Origin of the sequence: Dokdonella aquatica (genome assembly GCF_051987395.1) — a bacterium.
Lineage (GTDB): Bacteria > Pseudomonadota > Gammaproteobacteria > Xanthomonadales > Rhodanobacteraceae > Dokdonella.
This window is the reverse complement of the sequence record NZ_CP197094.1, coordinates 1,830,952-1,850,297: the sequence shown is the minus strand read 5'-3', so window position 1 is coordinate 1,850,297 and position 19,346 is coordinate 1,830,952. Positions and strand designations below refer to the sequence as shown.

Below are 19,346 nucleotides of genomic sequence, written 5' to 3'. Positions count from 1 at the left end.
GTGACAAGTCCTTCTGCAAGGCGCTCCATGCGCGCTTCAAGGCAAGGCACCGGGAACGATTCCGGGGCGCGATCACGGCGACCGCACCTCCGCTCGGATCGCTTGGCATCGACGCAAGCACGCAGCGGACCCGCCGTCGGGACATCGAGATGCCGGACCTGCGCTCGCGCCGCCATCCCGGCGCGGGGCTCGGTGAAGGACGCCATGGCCCGGATGGGCCGGCTCAGCGCGCCGCCTGGCTGATGCGCACGGGCGCAGGCGGTGCGTCGAGCGTGACGAGTTCGGCGGGGATCTCGCGCTCGCCGGCCAGTGCGCGAGCCTGGGCGAGTGCCGCCTGCCATGCCTCGCGGCGTCCGAGCGCGTGCAGCAGGCGCACCTGCAGCAACGCGCAGTCGTAGTCGCGCGCAGCCCACGCGGCGACGCGTCCGACGACCACGGCGGCCTGCGCCTCGTCGCGGCGCGCGAGCAGGTGAGGCGTCCACGCGAGCGCGACGGCGACGAGGTCGGCCGGGACACCGCGGCGATCCGCGCGCGCCATCGCTTCGCGGAACCATGTGTCCGCGACCACCGCATCGCCGTGCCTCGCGGCCCATTCGGCATTCGCGATCGCCTCGGCAACGCGTCCGGGCCCCTCGCGTGCATCCGGCGATGGAACCTCGCTTCGGGGAAACAGGCCGGATACGGCGGCCTCCTCGCCGTTCGCGAGCGCGCTGCGCTGGCGCAGCAGCGCGACACTGTTGCGCTCCACGTCGGCACCCGTGGCGGGCCAGCCCGCGAGCGCCGCCGCCGACGCACCCGCGGCGGCGCGTGCATCGCCGCGTCGCCAGGCGAGATCGGCGGCGAGCGAGCGCTGCCGGGCGAGCAGGACGCGGTTGCCCGAGGTGACGGTGCGCTGCGCGTGCGCGAGCGCTTCGGCGGCGTCGCGGTAGCGGCCTTCGCCGAGGCTGACCTGCGCGCGGTTGAGCAGCACGTCGGCCTGCTGGTCCGGATCGGAGATGCGCTCGCGCAGCGCCCATGCACGCTCCACCGTCGCCGCCGCGTCGGCGCGCTGCAGCATCGCGAGCTGTGCGTCGATCACCGCGGTGAGCGTGACGAGGAACTCGTGCAAGGCACCGAACGACTGGAAGCGCTCGGCGGCCGGCTGCAGCACGTCGAGCGCCGCGGCCGGTCGCCCACGGTAGAGTTCGAGCATGCCGAGGTTGGCGTCGACGCGCGCGACGCCGAGCGCGTCGCCGGCCGTCTCGAGGTCGACGCGCGCGGCACCGAAATCGGCGAGCGCCTCGTCGTAGCGATGCTCGGGCACGCGGCTGTTCGCGCGGCCCATGCGCGCGCGGCCGCGCTCGAGCGCATCGCCTTCCGTGCCGAGCAGCGCGAGTGCGGCGTCGAAATCGGCGCCACCTCCGGCGAACGCGGCGCGCCGCATGCGCGTCGATCCACGCGCCGAGAACACCCTGGCGTGGAAGGCCGCGTCGGCGCGCGTGGCGGGATCGTCGAGCAGGGCCGTGAGGCTCGCCTCGGCCGCATCGAGCTGGCCGCCGCGCAGGTCGACCATCGCGAGCTGGTAGCGCAGCAATGCGGACGCGTCGGCGAGCTGGGGCGATGCGGTGAGGATCGCACGTGCGGTGTCGAGTTCGTTCGCGAGCATCGCCGCACGTGCCCGCTGCAGCGTCGACTCGATCGGTGCGTCGAGTTCGCCGTCGACCGGCGCGCTGCGGCCGAGTGCGGCGAGCAGCAGGTCGGTCGCGCCACGCATCGCGAACATCGCATCGCGGTCGGCGAACTGCACGGGTGTGCGCACGCCGTCGGCTCCGATCGCCGCGAGCTCGACGTGCCAGCCGGTCGCATCACGTCGCGCGCGTCCCTCGACGACACGCACGGCGCCGGTCGCGGCGCGCACGCGTGGTGCGGGCTCGGTCGCGGCCTCGGCATCGATCGCGGCGAGCACGCTCTCGCTCGGCGGCACCGCGAAGCCGGCCTGGCGCAAGCGGTCGGCGACGAGGTCCATCGCGCCGAGGCGGATCCACGCATCCTCGCGCAGGCCTTCGACGCGGATCGGCAGCACGGCGAGGCCGGACGGCGTGGCCGTCGTGTCGGCGACCGCACCGACCGCTGCATCGGTGGCGCCATCCGGCACACCCGGACGCCACGCGAACACGCCTGCGACGACGATCACGAGCACGGCGAGGGCGCCCCACGCGGCGAGGCGCGCGCGACCACGACGTTGCTGGCCTGCAGTCGAGCCCTTCGCGCGTGCGTCGCCGCTCACGAGGATGGCCGGATCCGGCGCGCCATCGAAGCTCGACCGCCGCGTCGACGATGCAGGTGCCGATGCCGGGATCGCATCCGCGGCCACGCTCGTCATGTCGTCGGCGACACCGGGCAGGCGATCGACCTCGCCACCGCCGTCTTGGTCGAGCGGCGCGACCGCAGGATCCACGCCCGCATCTCGCTCAGAACGCTCACGCCTCGCCGTGCCCGACGCATCACCCGCCAGCACTTCGACCTCGCCGACCCAGCGGTAGCCGAAACCCGGCACGGTTCGGATCAGGCGCTGCGCATTGCCGTCATCGTCGAGCACGCGGCGCGCGCGCAGCACGACCTGGCCGAGCTGTGCGTCGGAGACGTCCGCGCGTCCGAACACCACGGCGACGAGCTCGTCGCGACCGACCGCGCGGTCACGGTGCGCGACGAGGTGCTCGAGGCATTCGAACGATCGCCGCGGCACGGCGACGCGTGCGCCGTCGCGCCACAGCTCGCGCGTCGCCGGCACGAGGCGGAATCCTTCGAATGCGTAGGCCGCGACCTTCATCGGCGAAGCGTAGCGCGTGCATGCAGTGATCGCATCGACGCCAGGACGCGCGCAGCTCGCACGTCGTCGCGTTCAGGGTCGACGAGGTGATGAACGCCGCAAGGGCGCCTTCCCCACCCTCGTGGCGGGGAAGGCGTGACGCGATCAGGCGAGGTCGAACGGCAGCTTGCGCAGGCGCTTGCCGGTCAGCGCGAACACGGCGTTGGCGACGGCCGGTGCGATCGGCGGCGTGCCGGGCTCGCCGACGCCGCCCATCTTGTCGGTGCTCGGCACGATGTGCACCTCGACGACCGGCATCGCATCGAGGCGCAGCACGGGATAGTCGTGGAAGTTGCCCTGCTCGACCTTGCCGTCCTTGAACGTGATCTTGCCGTACAGCGCCGCGCTGAGGCCGTAGACGATGCCGGACTGGATCTGCGCCTCGACGCCGAGCGGATTGACGACCGGACCGCAGTCGATCGCGCAGACCACGCGATGCACGCGGATGCGCCCGGCCTCGACCGAGACTTCCGCGACCTGCGCGACGTGGCTGCCGAACGACTCGTGCACGGCGAGGCCGGCCGCGCGCCCCTTCGCCAGCGGCTTGCCCCAGCCGAACTTCGCCGCGGCGAGTTCGAGCGCACGACGGTCGCGCGAACCCTGCGGCAGCAGCGACAGGCGGTAGGCGAGCGGGTCCTGCTTCGCCGCGTGGGCGAGCTCGTCGATGAAGCTCTCGACGACGAAGCCCGTGTGCGAATGCCCGACCGAGCGCCACCACAGCACCGTGACGGGACTCTTAGGGCTGTGCAGGTCGACGCGATGGTTCGGGATCGACGCGAGGTAGGTGCCGATGCCCTCGACCGACGAGCCGTCGACGCCGTCCTTGATCATCATCTCGAACGGCGTGCCGGCCATGATCGACTGGCCGACCAGCGTGTGCGCCCACGCACTCGGCTTGCCGTCCTCGCCGATGCCCGCGCTCATGCGCGACAGCCACATCGGGCGGTAGTAGCCGCCGCGGATGTCGTCCTCGCGCGTCCACACGAGCTTGACCGGCTTGCCGGCCGCCTTCGCCGCATGCACCGCCTCGAGCACGAAATCCGACGCCGGATTCGCACGGCGGCCGAAACCGCCGCCGAGGAACGGCGTGTGCACCTTGACCTGTTCGGGCTTGAGGCCGAGCGCTTTCGCGGCCGCACCCTGGTCACCGGTCTGGAACTGCGTGCCGGTCCAGATCTCGCAACCGTCCTTGCCGATCTCGACCGTGCAGTTGAGCGGCTCCATCGGCGCATGCGCGAGGTACGGCAGCTCGTACTCGGCCTCGACGCGATGCGCGGCCGAGCCGAGCGCGGCATCGACGTCGCCGGCGGTCTTGGCGACCGCACCGCGCGTGCCGGCGAGGCCCTGGTACTCGCTGCGCAGCGCCGCGCTCGACATCGCGGCACCGGCACCGTGGTCCCACTCGACGACGAGCGCCTCGCGGCCCTGCTTCGCGGCCCAGAAATGCCTGGCGAGCACCGCGACGCCCTGCGGGATCTGCACGACGTCGACGACGCCGGGCACGGCTTTCGCCTTCGCCGCGTCGACGCGCACGACCTTGCCGCCGAACACGGGCGGACGCGCGACGACGCCGACCAGCATGCCGGGACGCTGGATGTCGATGCCGAACTGCGCGGTGCCGGTGACCTTGGCCTGGCTGTCGACGCGACGCGTCGGCTTGCCGATGACGCCCCATTTCGCCGCGTCCTTGAGCGGCACGGTCTTCGGCGGCGGCAACTTCGCGGCCGCCTCGGCGAATTCGCCGTAGCGCGCCTTGCGCGTGCCCGACAGGATCATGCCGTTCTCGGTGCGGCAGGTCTTCGAATCGACCTTCCACGCCGCGGCGGCCGCCTGCACGAGCATCGCGCGCGCCATCGCGCCGGCCGTGCGCAGCTGCTCGAACGATTCCCAGGTGCTCGTCGAACCGCCGGTCATCTGGATGCCGAACGCGGTGTGCGCGTAAGCGGGCGCGGCAGGCGCGTGCTCGACGCGCACGCGCGACCAGTCGCAGTCGAGTTCCTCGGCGACGACCATCGGCATCGAGGTCCAGATGCCCTGCCCCATCTCGGAGTGCTTGAGCAGCACGGTCACGGTGTCGTCGGCGCCGATGCGCACGAACGCGTTCGGGTCGACCGGCTGCGGCTTGGGTGCGTCCTGCGCGAACGCCTTGCGCATGCCGAACGGCACGAAGCACGCGATGACGAGGCCGGTCGAGGCGATCGCCGTCGTGGCGAGGAAGCGCCGCCGCGACGGCAGCGCGATCACGTCGTCGTCATGCTGCACGGCCGTTCTCCCCGTCGAGCTCGGCGGCGCGATGCACTGCGGCACGGATGCGCTGGTACGTACCGCAGCGGCAGATGTTGCCGGCCATCGCGGCGTCGATGTCCTCGTCGGTGGGCTTGGGCTTGGCCTTGATCAGCGCGGCCGCGGCGAGCACCTGGCCGGACTGGCAGTAGCCGCACTGCACGACGTCGAGTTCGATCCACGCACGCTGCACCGCGTGCAGGCCGCCCTCGGGGGCGAGGCCCTCGATCGTCGTGATCGGCTTGCCGGCGACCGCGGACGCGGGCGTCACGCACGAGCGCATCGGCTGGCCGTCGACATGCACGGTGCAGGCCCCGCACTGGGCCATGCCGCAACCGAACTTCGTGCCGGTCATGCCGAGCAGGTCGCGCAGGACCCACAGCAACGGCATGTCATCGGGGGCGTCGACCTCGTGCGGCCGACCGTTGACCTCGAGCTTCATCGCTTCACCTGGGTACGGGCCTGGGTGGGACCGAGGCTACTCCTCGCTGCGGCAGGTCGCCACGGGGCTGCGCACACAGCATTGTTGAGCAGCACTTCAAGGTCGGCGGGCACGCGGTGAGCCATCGAACACGATTCGACTGCCTGAAATCGTCCTGACGCCCATGAATTGCACTACCATCGTGCAATGAGCGCTCCACGCACCACCCAGGCGCAACCCGAGCCGATCGAACCGGCCGAACTCGTCGGCCTGTGCCGCACCGGCCTCGCCCAGCTCGACGAGGCCTTGCGCTTCACCTGGCTCAATCCGGCCCTGACCGAGATGCTCGGCGCGGGCACGCGGCGCTGGCTCGGCGCCTCGCTCGACCTGCTCGATCCGGGCGCCTCGGGCCTCGCCGACGCGGCGCGGCGCGCGCTCGACGCGCAGCACATGGTGCTGCTGCTGCATGCACGCCTGCGCGGCGGCAGCGACGGCGAGCTGCTCGGCGACATCGCGTTCACGCCGCTCGAAGGACGCCGCGTGCTGCTCGAGCTGCATGCCGCGAGCACGACCACCGAAGCGACCTCGCCGGCGCTGTCGGAATCGCTGCGCGGCTTCGCCCACGAGGTCAAGAATCCGCTCGCCGGCGTGCGCGGTGCGGCGCAGCTGCTCGGCCGCCGCGTCAACGATCCCGAGCTCGCCGAACTCGCCGAACTCATCATCGGCGAGACCGACCGCCTCACCGCGCTCGCCGACCGCCTGCTGCGCGCGGGCGGCAAGCCGCGCCTCGCGCGCCTCAACGTGCACGAGCTGCTCGAACGCGTCGCCGCACTGATCGGTGCCGAACCCGGTGCGCCGGTGATGCGCCGCGACTACGATCCGAGCCTTCCTTCCGCGACCGGCGATGCCGACCGCCTGTTCCAGCTGCTGCTCAACCTCGCGCGCAACGCCGTGCAGGCCGGCGCGGCGACGATCACGCTGCGTACGCGCATCGAGTTCGGCGTGCGCCTCGGTGAGCGACTGCGCCGCGTCGCGCTGCGCGTCGACGTCATCGACGACGGCCGCGGCATCCCGCCCGAGCTCGCCGGCTCGCTGTACCAGCCGCTCGTCTCCGGGCGCAGCGACGGCACCGGCCTCGGCCTCGCGCTCGCGCAGGAGATCGCACGCGAGCACGGCGGCGAGCTGCGCCACAGCAGTCGGCCCGGGCTGACCACGTTCATCCTGCTGCTGCCGCTGGAGCTGCCCGCATGAGCGCGCCGGCCCATGTCTGGATCGTCGACGACGACCGCAGCGTGCGCCTCGTGCTGAGCGCGGCGCTGCGCGACGCCGGCCTCGTGCCGCGCGAATTCCCCGATGCGGAATCGGTGCTCGGCGCGCTCGGCGAGGCGCAGCCCGGCATGCTGTTCACCGACGTGCGCATGCCGGGCCGCGACGGCCTCGGCCTGCTCGAACGCCTCGCCGCGCACGTGCCGCGCTTCCCGGTCGTGGTCATGAGCGCGTTCACCGACGTCGCCACGACGGCCGCGGCGTATCGCACCGGCGCGTTCGACTACCTGCCCAAGCCGTTCGACCTCGACACCGCGGTCGAGATGGCGCAGCGCGCCCTCGCGCAGGCGCATCCCGAGGTCGCGCCGCCGCGTGCACCGGCGGTCAGCGAGCCCGAGCTCATCGGCAGCACGGCGGCGATGCGCGAACTGTTCCGCGCGATCGGCCGCGCCGCCGCGAGCGGACTCAACGCGCTCGTGCTCGGCGAGACCGGTACCGGCAAGGAGCTCGTCGCGCGCGCGCTGCACCGCGAGAGCGCGCGGGCCGGCGAGATCTTCGTCGCGCTCAACACGGCGGCGATCCCGTCCGAGCTGCTCGAGTCGGAACTGTTCGGCCACGAGGCCGGCGCGTTCACGGGCGCACTCAAGCGCCAGGCCGGCCGCTTCGAACAGGCCGAAGGCGGCACGCTGTTCCTCGACGAGATCGGCGACATGCCGCTCGCGCTGCAGACGCGCCTGCTGCGCGTGCTCGCCGCGGGCGAGTTCTACCGCGTCGGCGGTCGCGAGCTGCTGCGTGCCGACGTGCGCGTGATCGCGGCGACGCACCAGGATCTCGAAGGCAAGGTCGAGCGTGGCGAGTTCCGCGCCGACCTGCTCCACCGACTCGACGTGTTGCGCCTGCACGTGCCGCCGCTGCGCGAGCGTCGCGACGACATCGCGCGCCTCGCCGAGCACTTCCTCGCGCGTGCGGTCGCCGAGACCGGCATCGAGTCCAAGCGTTTCTCGCCGGCCGTGCTCACCGCGCTGCGCGAGCAGCCGTGGCCCGGCAACGTGCGCCAGCTCGAGAACGTGTGCCGCCGCCTCGCCGTGCTCGCGAGCGGCCGCCAGATCGGCGTCGCCGACCTGCCCGCCGAGATGCGCGCCGCGCACGTGCCTCGCCGTCCCGAATGGAGCGTGTCGCTCGGCGAATGGGCAGCGCGCGAGCTCGCCGAAGGCGAACCGGACCTGCACGCGCGCGCGCTCGCCGAATTCGAACGCGTGCTGCTCGACGCCGCACTCGCCGAACACCGCGGCCACCGCCAGAACGCCGCCAAGGCCCTCGGCCTCGGCCGCAACACGATCACGCGCAAGCTCGGCAGCTCGCGGACGCGCAAGCCGCGCTGAGGCGCGTCACCCGCGAACGAAACGCATCACATCGCTCGCGTCAAAGGACCCGCGCTCCATGCACGATTCCAGCAAGGCGCATGATGTGTTCTTCCGGCCCGCGGAAAACAACGCTCCGCTTCGCCGCAAGATGGTGAGCATGATGAGCGCCGTCTCGCTGCTTGTACTGCTGACCGGCTGCCAGCCGAAACTCCATGTCACGAGAGATGCCGTCGCGCCCGAAACCGCCGTCAGGCTTCTGGAGCAGGGGGTACGCGCCATGACGAGTGGCCGGGGCTGCATCCGAGGCGGCGACGCGATCAGTCACGACGAAATGAAGCACGCCTTGGCGAATCGCGACTACACGATCGTGCGCTACAGCCACGAGGAACACCGTGGTGAACAGACCCACTGGTTCGCCATGAAGCAGGTCCGTGGCGACCTGCTCATGAGCGCAACGATCGTCGCGAAGGGAGCATCCTGTCTGGAGTACCGGTTCACGATCATCGTGGAATAGGCTCTGCGCCAATCATGTCCGTGGACGGCATGACCCGCGCGATCGCGAGCCAACGCGCCACCCCGCGCTTGGCGTGGGCCACGGACACTTCACCAGGGAGTAGACGGCAGGAGCGACATCTCGCCCTGCCCAACCCCTCTCCGTACCGGAGAGGGGCTCGAGGATCGCTCAGCGCGGCTGGCCGAAATCGCTCGGCGGTGGCGGGGCGACGGGCTTGCGCGGCGGGTTCGCGGCGAGTTCCTGCAGCAGCTGCTCGACGGCCTTCTCGACGCTCGGGTCGTGGCCCGCGGCGATGCGATCCGGGCTGTCGATCACTTCGATGTCCGGGCTCACGCCTTCGTTCTCGACCGCCCACTGGCCGTCGGTCGACATGAAGCGGAACGTCGCCGCGAGCAGCGTGCCGCCGTCGGCGAGCGACGGGTTGCCCGAGATGCCGATGAGGCCGCCCCAGGTGCGCGTGCCGATGACCTTGCCGAGGCCGAGTTTCTTGAAGTAGTACGGGAACGCGTCGCCACCCGAGCTCGAGAGGCCGTTGACGAGCATCGCCTTGGGACCGTTGTGCGACAGCAGCGGCGTGGCCTGCGGATCGAGGCCACGGCGCTTCCAGTAGTTGAGCGGCTTGCGCGCGACGAGCTCGATCATGCGGTCCGGGATGAAGCCGCCGCCGTTGTAGCGGTCGTCGAGGATCAGCGCGTCCTTGTGCGCGTAGGCGAGCATGCCTTTGAACAGTTCGCGGTTGCCTTCGACGGCCGTGTTCGGGACGTGGATGTAGCCGATGCGGCCGCCCGACAGGCGATCGACCAGCGCACGGCGCGAGGCGACCCAGTCGGCATAGCGCAGGGCGAGCTCGGAGGTCAGCGTCTTGACGCGCACGTCGCGGCCGGCAGCCGCATCGGGCTTCGCGCCGACGCGCAGCACGACCTCGCGGTCGCCCTTGTCCTGCAACAGCTGGTAGACGTTCCTGACGCTGCGCGCATCGACGCCGTCGACCGCGAGCAGGAACTCGCCCTCGCGCACGCCGACGCCGTTCTCGGTCAGCGGCGAGCGGTTGCGCTCGTCCCAGTTCGCACCAGCGAAGATCTTCGTGATGCGGAAGTAGCCCGAAGCATCGGCCGCGAACTCGGCCCCGAGCAGGCCGCCCGGCGTGCGCTCGATGCGCGGTTCATCGCCCTGCTGCACGTAGACGTGGCCCGCGTTGGCTTCGCCGACGAGCTCCTGGAACAGGTAGTCGAGGTCTTGGCGCGTCGCCGCGTAGGCGACCAGCGGCTCGTAGCGCGCGCGGATCGCGTTCCAGCGGTCGATGCCGCCGTGCACGCCGGGCTCGTAGAACCAGTCGCGCAGGATGCGCCAGCCGTCGACGAACTGCTGTTTCCACTCGCGCGGCGGGTCGACCAGCATCTTCAGGCGCGAGACGTCGAGCGAGGCCTTGGCGAAGTCCTGGTCGGGCTTGGCCTCGAGCAGCGCGAACTTGTCGCCCTGCTGGGCCAGCACGCTCTTGCCGTCCGCGGCGACGCGGAAGCCCGACAGGCCGCGCGCGATCGTCGCCTCCTTGTCGGCATCGAGCGCGAGCATGCGCAGCTCGCCGCCACCGCCGCCGCGGCCACCCGAGCCGGCCGCGTAGAACAGCGCGTTCGCGCTCGCCTGCAGGTTGCTGTAGTTGCCGCTCGGAGCCTTGAGCACCTGCTCGCGGCCGACGATGCCGTCGAGGTCGACACGCACCTCGGGCAGCGCGGGCTTCTTCGCGTCCTTGCCCTTGTCGCCGGCCTTCGCATCAGCGGCACTGGCATCGTCGCGATAGAGGAACGGGCCCTTGGCCGACAGCGCGACCGCGTAGAGACGCGAGGCGTTGGTGTAGAGGTAGTTCTGCTCGTAGGCGCTGAACTGCAGGTTGTAGTCGCGGTTCGACACGAAGTAGAGCCAGCGGCCCTGCGGATCGAAGGCCGGGCTGCCTGCGCTCGAGACGGCTTCCGTCACGGCGGCCTTGCGGCCGTCGCGCAGCGAGTACAGCCACACCTGGGTCAGCGCGGCCTCGTTCTCGAGCGTATAGGCGAGCCACTGGCCGTCGGGCGACCACGTGTACTCGGTGATGTCGTCGCGGCGGCTGCTGTCGACGTCGCGCGTGGCGCCCGTGGCGACGTCGACGATGCGCAGGCGCTGCTGCTTGTCGGCGTAGGCGATGTGCTTGCCATCGGGCGAGAACAGCGGTGCGAAGCGCCAGATGCCGCCATCGCGCGTGATGCGCTTCTCGACACCACCGGCGACCGGGCGCGTGTAGAGCTCGTACTCGCCGGTCGCGTCGGAAAGGTAGGCGACCGTCTTGCCGTCCGGCGAGAGCGTCACGCCGAGTTCGCGCGCGTCGGGCGTGTGCGAGAGGTTGGTGATCGCCTTGTCCTTGCCGGACAGGCGGAACAGCTCGCCGCGCGCACCGAACACGATCGTCGACGCATCGGCGACGAGATCATAGGACTCGACCTGGCCGGCCACGTTCTTCCACTGCGGCACGGTCTGCGGGAAGTCGCCGGTCACCGTGACCGGCACTTCGACGGCCTTGCCGGCCCCGGGATCGAAGCGCCACAGCCTGCCGCCGTTCTCGAACACGATCGCGTCCTTGCCTGCGCTCGGCCAGAGCACGTCGAAATCGGTGAACGTCGTGACCTGGCGCTGGTTGCTGCCGTCCGGCGCCATCGCCCACAGGTTGAGCGTGTAGTTGCGGTCGGACACGAAGTAGATCGTGTCGCCGACCCACATCGGCTGATGGTCGGTGGCGACGTTGTCGGTCAGCCGGTGCGCAGTGTTGGCGACGAGGTCGTAGGTCCACACATCCTGCGCACGGCCGCCGCGGTAGCGCTTCCAGCTGCGGAAATCACGGTCGATCGGCGTGTAGACGAACTGCTTGCCGTCCGGCGAGAGCATGCCGCCGCCGGTCTCGGGGATCGCGAGCGGCGTCTCCATGCCGCCCTCGACGGGAACGAGGTAGGGACGACCGCCGCGGTCGTCGGTCGCCACGCGGTTGGCGCGCACGACGATGTTCTTCCCGTCCGGCGTCCAGTCGAGCACGCGGTAGTCGGTGCCGCCGCGCGGCGGCTGCGCGCCGACGTCGTTGTACCAGGTGAGCTGCTTCGGCACGCCGCCGGCGGCCGGGATCACGTAGACCTGGCGCGTGCCGTCGTACTCGGCCGAGAACGCGATCGAGCGGCAGTCCGGCGAGAACTTGGGATACAGCTCCTGGCCGGCGTGCGAGGTCAGGCGCAGCGCGGTGCCTCCGTTCGAGGCGACGCGGTAGATATCGCCGCCGTGCACGAACGTGATCGCGTCGCCGCAGATGTCGGGGAAGCGCAGCAGGCGGGAGTCGCCGGCGGGCATGGCCTGCGCGGCAGGCGCAGCGGCCGCCACGAGCAGGGCGACGAGGACGGGACGACGCATGCGGGAACTCCGTTCCGGTCAGGGGGAACGCAGTCTAGCGACCCGGGCCCGGATCCCCGTGGGCCGGAAGGCATGCGCGGGCGGGACACGGCCTTGGGGGTGGAGGAACATGGCCACCAAACCTCGGCTCCCCGGCACGCCTCGCCTGGACTCAGCCGAGCAGGTCGACGCCCTTGTGTGCCGGGGCCACACCCTCGACGAGGATGAGCTCGCCTTCGGTGTTTGCCATGCGCAACGCGCGGATCGCCTGATAGGCCGGCGAGGCGTACCACGCGCGCGCCTGCGCGATGCTCGGGAACTCGAGGATCACGAGATCACCCTGCCAGTGGCCTTCGAGCGGCTCGTACGGCCCGCCGTGCACGCGGTAGACGCCCTCGAACGGACGCAGCGTGTCGTCGATGCGCTGCAGGTACTCGACGATCGCGTCGCCGAAGCGCGTTTCGCGGATATGGGCGATGGCGTAGGCCGGCATCGTGGTCTCCCTGGCAGCGTGAAGGATCCCGCGAGCATGCCGCCATGCGCGACGCAGGTCACGCGATGCGCTCACCGCGATACCAGCGTTCGTGCGCGAGCGCGAGCATGGGGCCATCCTCGGGTGTGTCGCCGTACGCGCTGATGTGCCGCGCGCCCGCGAGATCGCAGGCCTCGCGCACGCGGCGCACCTTCTCGTCGAGCACACACTGCGCGCCGGCATAGCGCCCGGTCAGCACGCCGTCGACGCGCTCGAGCGACGAGCACAGCAGTTCGAGTCCGTGCGCGCGGCACCACGGTGCGAGGTAGACGTCGAACGCACCGGAGACGACAACGACGCGATCGCCTCGTGCACGGTGGGCCTCGACGCGCGCGAGCATGTCGGCACGCAGCAGGCCGGGCAGCACGTCGCGCGCGAAGGCCTCGCCCGCCTCGTCGACCTGCGCGGCATCGGCACCCGCATACGCGTGGCACGTGACGACCTCGCGCACGCGTGTGCCGGACACGAGTCCCATGCGGTAACCGGCGACGTACGGTACGAGCCGCCAGCGGCCGCGCAGTCGGTCGGGCGTGATGCTCGCGCGCACGAAGGCGGGATAGGTCTCACCGGTGGTGATCGTGCCGTCGAAATCGAACAGGGCGAGGTTCACGAAGCGTCGGCGCGACTCGAGGAGGTGAGCGGGGCGGTAGCACGTCGCACGCCATGGGGTGCGTCCGCGCGGAATCGGGTCACACATGGCGCCCGCGTGTACGCGACGCCATCATCGCGGAAAGCACGAGGGGCGGCCATGCCGCCCCTCGTGTGTCCCGCTGCCGTGTGTCGGCGCGTCAGGTACCGGCGCGACGCCGCATCGCCGTCCACGCGATACCGGCCAGGCCGAGCATCAGCAAGAGCAGGGCAAGGTGACCGTCGACCGGGATCGGCACCGCTTCCGTACCCGTCGGCGAGGTCACCGTGAACACGGTCGGATCGGCACCGCCCGCACCGGACGGATCGTCGGTCACGAGCGTCGACTCGTTGCTGCCGTTGCCGTCGGCATCGTGGTTCACCGTGCCCTGGTTGACCACGTCACCCGGCGCTGCATCGGCGCGGATCGTCGCCACGATCGTCACCGTCACGCTGCCGCCGGCCGCGATCGCGCCATTCCATGTCACCGTGTTCGTGCCCGTGTTCGCCACCGCGGTGCCACTCGTCGAGGTCGCCGAGACGAGGTCGAGCGCGGACGGCAGCACGTCGACGAGCTCGTCACCCGGGTTGTCGCCCTGCACGCCCGGACCGCCGTTCGCGATCACGATCGTGTACGTGACCGTGCTGCCCGGCGTCGTGCCCGAGGTCGTCACCGACTTCGTCGCGCTGACCGAGGTACCGAGGAGTGTCGCCGTCGTCGTGTCGGTCGCCGCGTTGTTGCCCGGCACCGGGTCGGTGACCGACGCCGGTGCGGCGATCGTGGCGGTGTTGCTGATGACCGTACCGTTCGGCGTCGACGCATTCGTCGCGCACGCCGCCGTATACGTCACGGTCGCGCCGACCGGCAGGTTCACGCTGTCGGCGATCGAGCCGCTGCCCGCGGTCGTGCACGTGCCGCCGGTCGCGCCGGCGCAGGTCCACGTCGCCGTGGCGCACGCCGCCGGGAACGTGTCGGACACGGTCGCACCCGTCACCGCACTCGGACCCGCGTTGGACGCGACGATCGTGTAGGTCAACGTGTCGCCCGAGTTCACCGAGGTCACGCCGTCGGTCTTGGTGATCGACAGGTCGGCCGACGCCACGAGCGTGTCGGTATCGGTCGCCGAATTGTTGCCCGGCGTCGGATCGGTCACACCGGCCGGTGCCGTCACCGTCGCCGTGTTGACGAGCGAACCCGAGGCCGTTGCACTGATCGGGCAGGTCGCCGTGTACGTGACGCTGCCACCCGACGGCAGGTTGACGGTCGCGTTGATGTCGCCGCTGCCCGACGCACCGCACGTGCCACCGCCCGCGCCGACGCAGGTCCAGGTCGGACTCGTGCACGCGGCCGGGAACGTGTCGGCGACGGTCGCACCCGTGACCGCACTCGGACCCGCGTTCGAGGCCGTGATCGTGTACGTCACCGAGCCGCCCGGCGTCGCCGAGGTGACGCCGTCGGTCTTGGTGATCGACAGGTCCGCTTCGGCGCCGAGGGCATCCGTATCGGTCGCCGAGTTGTTGGCCGTGTTCGGATCGGTCACGCCGGTCGGCGCCGTCACCGTGGCGGTGTTGCTCAGCGTGCCGGTTGCGGTCGCGCTGATCGGGCACGTCGCCGTATAGGTGACGCTGCCACCCGACGGCAGGTTGACCGTCGCGTTGATGTTGCCGCTTCCCGACGCGCCGCACGTGCCACCGCCCGCACCGACGCAGGTCCAGGTCGGGCTCGTGCACGCGGCCGGGAACGTGTCGGCGACGGTCGCACCGGCCGCATGGCTCGGGCCTGCGTTGCTCGCCGTGATCGTGTACGTCACCGAGCCACCCGGCGTCGCCGAGGTGACGCCGTCGGTCTTGGTGATCGCGAGATCCGCCGAGGCGACGAGCGTGTCGGTATCGGTCGCCGAGTTGTTGCCCGGGGTCGGATCGGTCACGCCGGCCGGTGCCGTCACGGTGGCGGTATTGCTCAACGTGCCGGTCGCCGAGGCCGAGATCGTGCAACTCGCCGTGTGGGTCGTCGAACCACCCGCCGGCAGATTGACCGCGTCGATGATGTTGCCGCTGCCTGCGGCCGTGCAGGTGCCGCCGCCCGCGCCGACGCAGGTCCACGTGCAGGTCAGCGCCGCCGGGAACGTGTCGGTCACGGTCGCACCGGTCGCGTTGCTCGGGCCCGCGTTGCTCGCCGTGATCGTGTACGTCACCGAGCCGCCCGGCGTCGCCGACGTCACGCCGTCGGTCTTGGTGATCGACAGGTCCGCCGAGGCCGCGAGCGTGTCGGTGTCGGTCGCCGAATTGTTGCCCGGCGTCGGATCCGTCACGCCGGCCGGTGCCGTCACGGTGGCGGTGTTGCTCAGCGTGCCCGTCGCCGCCGTCGAGATCGTGCAGCTCGCCGTATGTGTGGTCGAGCCTCCCGCCGGCAGGTTGACCGTGTCGTTGATGTTGCCGCTGCCCGACGCCGTGCAGGTGCCGCCACCGGCGCCGACGCAGGTCCACGTGCAGGTCAGCGCCGCCGGGAACGTGTCGGTCACGGTCGCACCGGTCGCGCTGCTCGGGCCCGCGTTGCTCGCCGTGATCGTGTACGTCACCGAGCCGCCCGGTGTCGCCGAGGTGACGCCGTCGGTCTTGGTGATCGACAGGTCCGCCGAGGCACCGAGTGTGTCGGTGTCGGTCGCCGAGTTGTTGCCCGGACTCGGATCCGTCACGCCGGCCGGTGCCGTCACCGTCGCGGTATTGCTCAACGTGCCCGTCGCCGCAGCCGAGATCGTGCAGCTCGCCGTGTGGGTCGTCGATCCGCCGGCCGGCAGGTTGACGGTATTGTTGATGTTGCCGCTGCCCGATGCCGGGCAGGTGCCACCGCCCGCACCGACGCAGGTCCAGGTGCACGTGAGTGCCGCCGGGAACGTGTCGGCTACCGTCGCGCCCATGGCATTGCTGGGGCCGGCGTTCGACGCCGTGATCGTGTACGTCACCGAGCCGCCCGGCGTTGCCGAGGTGACGCCGTCGGTCTTGGTGATCGACAGGTCGGCCGAAGCGACGAGCGCGTCGGCATCGGTCGCCGAGTTGTTGGTCGGGTTCGGATCCGTGACCGCGCTCGTCACCGTCGCCGTGTTGCTCAGCGTGCCGGTCGCCGACGCCGAGATCGTGCAGCTCGCCGTATAGGTGGTCGAACCACCGGCCGGCAGGTTGACCGTGTCGTTGATGTTGCCGCTGCCCGCCGCGGTGCAGGTGCCGCCGCCCGCACCGACGCAGGTCCAGGTGCAGGTCAGCGCGGCCGGGAACGTGTCGGCCACGGTCGCGCCCGTGACGCCATCACCGCCCGTCGGGTTGCTCGCCGTGATCGTGTAGGTCGTGCTGCCGCCCGGCGTCGAGGTCGTCGTGCCGTTGGTCTTGGTGATCGAGAGATCGGCCGTGGCTGCGCGGCATCCGGTGACCGAGATGTCGTCGATCGCGACGCCGCCGAGCACCACCGTATTGTCGCTGTCGACGTGGAAGCGCAGTTCCGTGTTGAGTCCCGCGAGGCTGTCCGCTCGCGCGGAGACCACGCCCCAGCCCGCACTCGCGGCGATGTTGACGACCGGGTTGCCCGGCGCATCGGTCATCGTGGCGTCGAGCCATTCGAACAGGCGCACGGGCGTCGCGCCGCCGACCTGCTGCAGATCGACCGAGTAGTGATCGAAGCTCGCGCTTTCCATCTGGTAGCGGTGCGCCCAGCTCACCACGATCGGCGGCGAGATGCCGGCGAGGTTGATGTTCGGCGAGAGCAGGTTCTGGTCGCTGCTGTTGTTGTAGGTGTTGTCGAGATCGGTCTTCCAGCAGTTCACGCCGCTGTTGCAGCTGTCGAACGCGGCGACCGGATTGGCGGTGGTCGTCGCGACAGTGGCCGGCAGACCGAGCTCCCATTCGTCCTGCGTGCCGTTGTGCGTGAAGCCGGCCGCGCCCGATTCGAAATCGGTCGCGTAGACGGTGACCGGCGCGAAGCCGGCCGGACACGCGGGCGGCGGTGGCGCCTCGCAGATGCGCAGGCTCCACGAGGTCAGCGTACCGCCGCTCGTATTGGTCGTGTCGTCACGCAGGTCGAGCGTCCACGTGCCACCGGCATTCTCGCCGTCGAACCACGAGAGCCGGTAGGCGAGTTCGGGCTTCAGGTTCACACCCTTCAGCACCGTGAACGCGGGCGGGACGGCGGCCTCGTCGTCGAACACGACATCCATCTGCTGCTGGCCACCCGTCGCGGCGGCACCGATGTCGGTGAACAGACCGATGTCGTTGCCGGCAGGCGAACGCAGGTGCGCATCGACGTCCGCCATGAGCGCATGGTTGAGCGTGATCGCCACGTCGAGATCGGCGATGCGCGGGTTGCCGGGCACCGTGATCGTCGAACTGACCAGGCCTGCAGCGGGACCGATCGTCTGCGGCACGTTGGTGCTCGTGTACGTCGTGCAGTTGACGCCCTGCGGCGTGGCCGGATGCACGCTGACGCTGAGGTGGTAGGTGGCGGTCGGGCCACCGACGGCTGCACTCGCCGAGTCGACGAACGCGTAGTACGTGCCCGCCTCCTTGACCGTGATGAACATCGCCTCGGACGGAATGTTGGGGTTGGGCGCGACGTCGCCGGTGCCCGCGTCGTCGGCGACGAGGATCTGGTTGGAGGCGTCGCCGAACAGGCCGAAGCCGAGGCGTCCGTTCCAGGTCACGCCATCGCGCTCGGGATCGAGGTCGAGCGACAGGTACACCGTGTCACCGGCATTGAGGTTCAGGCTGTACCAGTCCTGCTCGGTCGCGGCAGCGGGATTGCGCGCGCCGCTGACCCATCCATTGGCAGGCAGCGGATTGGCCGTCGCCGGCGTGTCGTTGCCTTCGACCTCGGGCGTCGGCGTGCCGCTCTGCACGCGGACATGCAGTTCGTAGGGACGCTCGGACGTCGTACCCGCAGTGAAGTCGTTGACGCGCAGGTAGTAGGTACCCGTCGTCGGCAGCACCGCACCCGCGATAGACGAAGAGAGGGCCGCGAACGTGCCGTTGTCCTCGTCGAATTCGATGACGGTGGTGCCGTCGGTGTCGTACAGCCTGAGCTGACTGTCGGTGCTGCTGCCGGCCGAAGCCGAGGTCATCGTCGCCGCGTAGACGCGGTCGCCGGCATTGCCGGTGAAGCTGTAGTAGTCGACGTCGCCGTTCGGGAACAGCGTCGCGCGTACGACGAGGTTGGTGCCGGTGAGCGGCGATGCCGTCGCCGACGTGCCGTTGGGCTCGACCTCGCCTTGGTAGCCCTGCCCGAGCACGGCCGCAGGAATCGCCTGGTTCTCGACACGTGACGGCGAGGCCGGCTTGTCACCCGGGATCACGCCCTTGATGCCGTCCATCGACTGGACCGGTGCGAACTCGAGCGGAAGCGCCCCCGCCGGTCCCTGCGCGACGGCGCGCCCGGGCACGGTCCATCCGGCCAGCACGGCCATGGCAGTGCTCAGGGCGAGCACCTGCAAACGTGTATTCACCGAAATCCCCTGATTCATTACCGCGAACGCGGCGTCACGCATGCGGCTGCGGGCCGCTCCGTACTGCTACCCCGGCGCGGACGATACTGGAATTCCGTGACGTTGGGACCTGCCGCGAACGTTCAGGAATCTCGCCCGCGCGTTCTCGTGTGCGAGACGCGCATCGACGACGAGCCGGATCCGCTGCCGATCGGCATGCGGGGCCGCACTCAGCCCTCGTTCCACTCCGCGAGGTGCAGCAGCACGCCGGCCGGATCCCACACGTGCGTGACGAGTGCGCCGTACGGCTGCTGGCGCGGCGGCGCGACACGCGCCTCGCCGTACTCGCCGGATGCGAGCGCCGCGGCGATCGCCTCGTGGCACGCACGCGCGTCGGCGACCGGTATGAACAGCATCGTGTTCTCGGCCCATTCCTTGAGATAGCCGCGCTGCAGGTAGAAGCGGCGCTCCGCATTGGCCATCAGCGCGAGCTCGTGGTCGATGTACTCGACCTCCCAGCCGAGCCGTTCGTAGAACGCCTTCGAGATCTCGAAATCCTTCGACGGCAGGAACGGACGCAGGTCGGCGACGCCGAGGTCGATGGGCTTGGCGGTGGTCATCGTC

11 protein-coding genes are annotated in these 19,346 nt (G+C 70.7%); 3 read left to right on the top strand and 8 right to left on the bottom strand.

The window, feature by feature from the left end; genetic code table 11:
• Positions 1-223: 223 nt before the first annotated feature.
• From ACQQ2N_RS08230 to ACQQ2N_RS08220, 3 genes are all read right to left on the bottom strand, one after another.
• Positions 224-2,809 (bottom strand): winged helix-turn-helix domain-containing protein, encoded by a 2,586-nt coding sequence (locus ACQQ2N_RS08230; protein WP_440225228.1) that lies wholly within the window; start codon positions 2,807-2,809, stop codon positions 224-226.
• Positions 2,810-2,953: 144 nt separating this feature from the next.
• Positions 2,954-5,110, bottom strand: coding sequence for a molybdopterin cofactor-binding domain-containing protein (locus tag ACQQ2N_RS08225; RefSeq protein WP_440225227.1), 2,157 nt, complete (start codon positions 5,108-5,110; stop codon positions 2,954-2,956).
• Positions 5,100-5,573: a (2Fe-2S)-binding protein gene (locus ACQQ2N_RS08220; protein WP_440225226.1), complete on the bottom strand. Its 474-nt coding sequence runs from the start codon at positions 5,571-5,573 to the stop codon at positions 5,100-5,102. Before ACQQ2N_RS08220 ends, ACQQ2N_RS08225 begins: the two co-directional genes overlap by 11 nt.
• Positions 5,574-5,759: 186 nt before the next feature.
• Here ACQQ2N_RS08220 and ACQQ2N_RS08215 point away from each other — a divergent pair, with 186 nt between their 5' ends.
• Genes ACQQ2N_RS08215 through ACQQ2N_RS08205 form a run of 3 tightly spaced genes read left to right on the top strand, consistent with a single transcriptional unit; the run spans position 5,760 to position 8,696 of the window.
• Positions 5,760-6,803, top strand: a complete 1,044-nt coding sequence (locus tag ACQQ2N_RS08215; RefSeq protein ID WP_440225225.1) for a two-component system sensor histidine kinase NtrB — start codon at positions 5,760-5,762, stop codon at positions 6,801-6,803.
• Positions 6,800-8,200: a nitrogen regulation protein NR(I) gene (gene ntrC, locus ACQQ2N_RS08210; protein ID WP_440225224.1), complete on the top strand. Its 1,401-nt coding sequence runs from the start codon at positions 6,800-6,802 to the stop codon at positions 8,198-8,200. Before ACQQ2N_RS08215 ends, ntrC begins: the two co-directional genes overlap by 4 nt.
• A 58-nt stretch (positions 8,201-8,258) precedes the next feature.
• Positions 8,259-8,696, top strand: a complete 438-nt coding sequence (locus ACQQ2N_RS08205) for a hypothetical protein (protein WP_440225223.1) — start codon at positions 8,259-8,261, stop codon at positions 8,694-8,696.
• Positions 8,697-8,864: 168 nt separating this feature from the next.
• Here the strand turns inward: ACQQ2N_RS08205 and ACQQ2N_RS08200 are convergent, their stop codons facing one another.
• From ACQQ2N_RS08200 to ACQQ2N_RS08180, 5 genes are all read right to left on the bottom strand, one after another.
• Positions 8,865-12,119 (bottom strand): S41 family peptidase, encoded by a 3,255-nt coding sequence (locus tag ACQQ2N_RS08200; RefSeq protein ID WP_440225222.1) that lies wholly within the window; start codon positions 12,117-12,119, stop codon positions 8,865-8,867.
• A 151-nt stretch (positions 12,120-12,270) separates the two neighbouring features.
• Entirely contained in the window at positions 12,271-12,591 is a 321-nt protein-coding gene (locus tag ACQQ2N_RS08195; RefSeq protein ID WP_440225221.1) for a DUF1330 domain-containing protein, read from the bottom strand.
• A gap of 58 nt (positions 12,592-12,649) precedes the next feature.
• Positions 12,650-13,240 carry an HAD family hydrolase gene (locus ACQQ2N_RS08190; RefSeq protein ID WP_440225220.1) on the bottom strand — a complete coding sequence of 197 codons (591 nt, stop codon included), beginning with the start codon at positions 13,238-13,240 and terminating at the stop codon, positions 12,650-12,652.
• Between the two features lie 178 nt (positions 13,241-13,418).
• Positions 13,419-18,743 carry a proprotein convertase P-domain-containing protein gene (locus ACQQ2N_RS08185; RefSeq protein WP_440225219.1) on the bottom strand — a complete coding sequence of 1,775 codons (5,325 nt, stop codon included), beginning with the start codon at positions 18,741-18,743 and terminating at the stop codon, positions 13,419-13,421.
• A gap of 209 nt (positions 18,744-18,952) precedes the next feature.
• On the bottom strand, positions 18,953-19,342 hold the full coding sequence (locus tag ACQQ2N_RS08180; protein ID WP_440225218.1) for a glyoxalase: 390 nt from the start codon (positions 19,340-19,342) through the stop codon (positions 18,953-18,955).
• Positions 19,343-19,346 lie beyond the last annotated feature (4 nt).

What these genes read in the sequence shown, in the direction of transcription:
- ACQQ2N_RS08180 (WP_440225218.1), bottom strand. Translation starts at nt 19,342, where the DNA reads ATGACCACCGCCAAGCCCATCGACCTCGGCGTCGCCGACCTGCGTCCG.
- ACQQ2N_RS08195 (WP_440225221.1), bottom strand. Translation starts at nt 12,591, where the DNA reads ATGCCGGCCTACGCCATCGCCCATATCCGCGAAACGCGCTTCGGCGAC.
- ACQQ2N_RS08200 (WP_440225222.1), bottom strand. Translation starts at nt 12,119, where the DNA reads ATGCGTCGTCCCGTCCTCGTCGCCCTGCTCGTGGCGGCCGCTGCGCCT.
- ACQQ2N_RS08230 (WP_440225228.1), bottom strand. Translation starts at nt 2,809, where the DNA reads ATGAAGGTCGCGGCCTACGCATTCGAAGGATTCCGCCTCGTGCCGGCG.
- ACQQ2N_RS08215 (WP_440225225.1), top strand. Translation starts at nt 5,760, where the DNA reads ATGAGCGCTCCACGCACCACCCAGGCGCAACCCGAGCCGATCGAACCG.
- ntrC (WP_440225224.1), top strand. Translation starts at nt 6,800, where the DNA reads ATGAGCGCGCCGGCCCATGTCTGGATCGTCGACGACGACCGCAGCGTG.
- ACQQ2N_RS08220 (WP_440225226.1), bottom strand. Translation starts at nt 5,573, where the DNA reads ATGAAGCTCGAGGTCAACGGTCGGCCGCACGAGGTCGACGCCCCCGAT.
- ACQQ2N_RS08205 (WP_440225223.1), top strand. Translation starts at nt 8,259, where the DNA reads ATGCACGATTCCAGCAAGGCGCATGATGTGTTCTTCCGGCCCGCGGAA.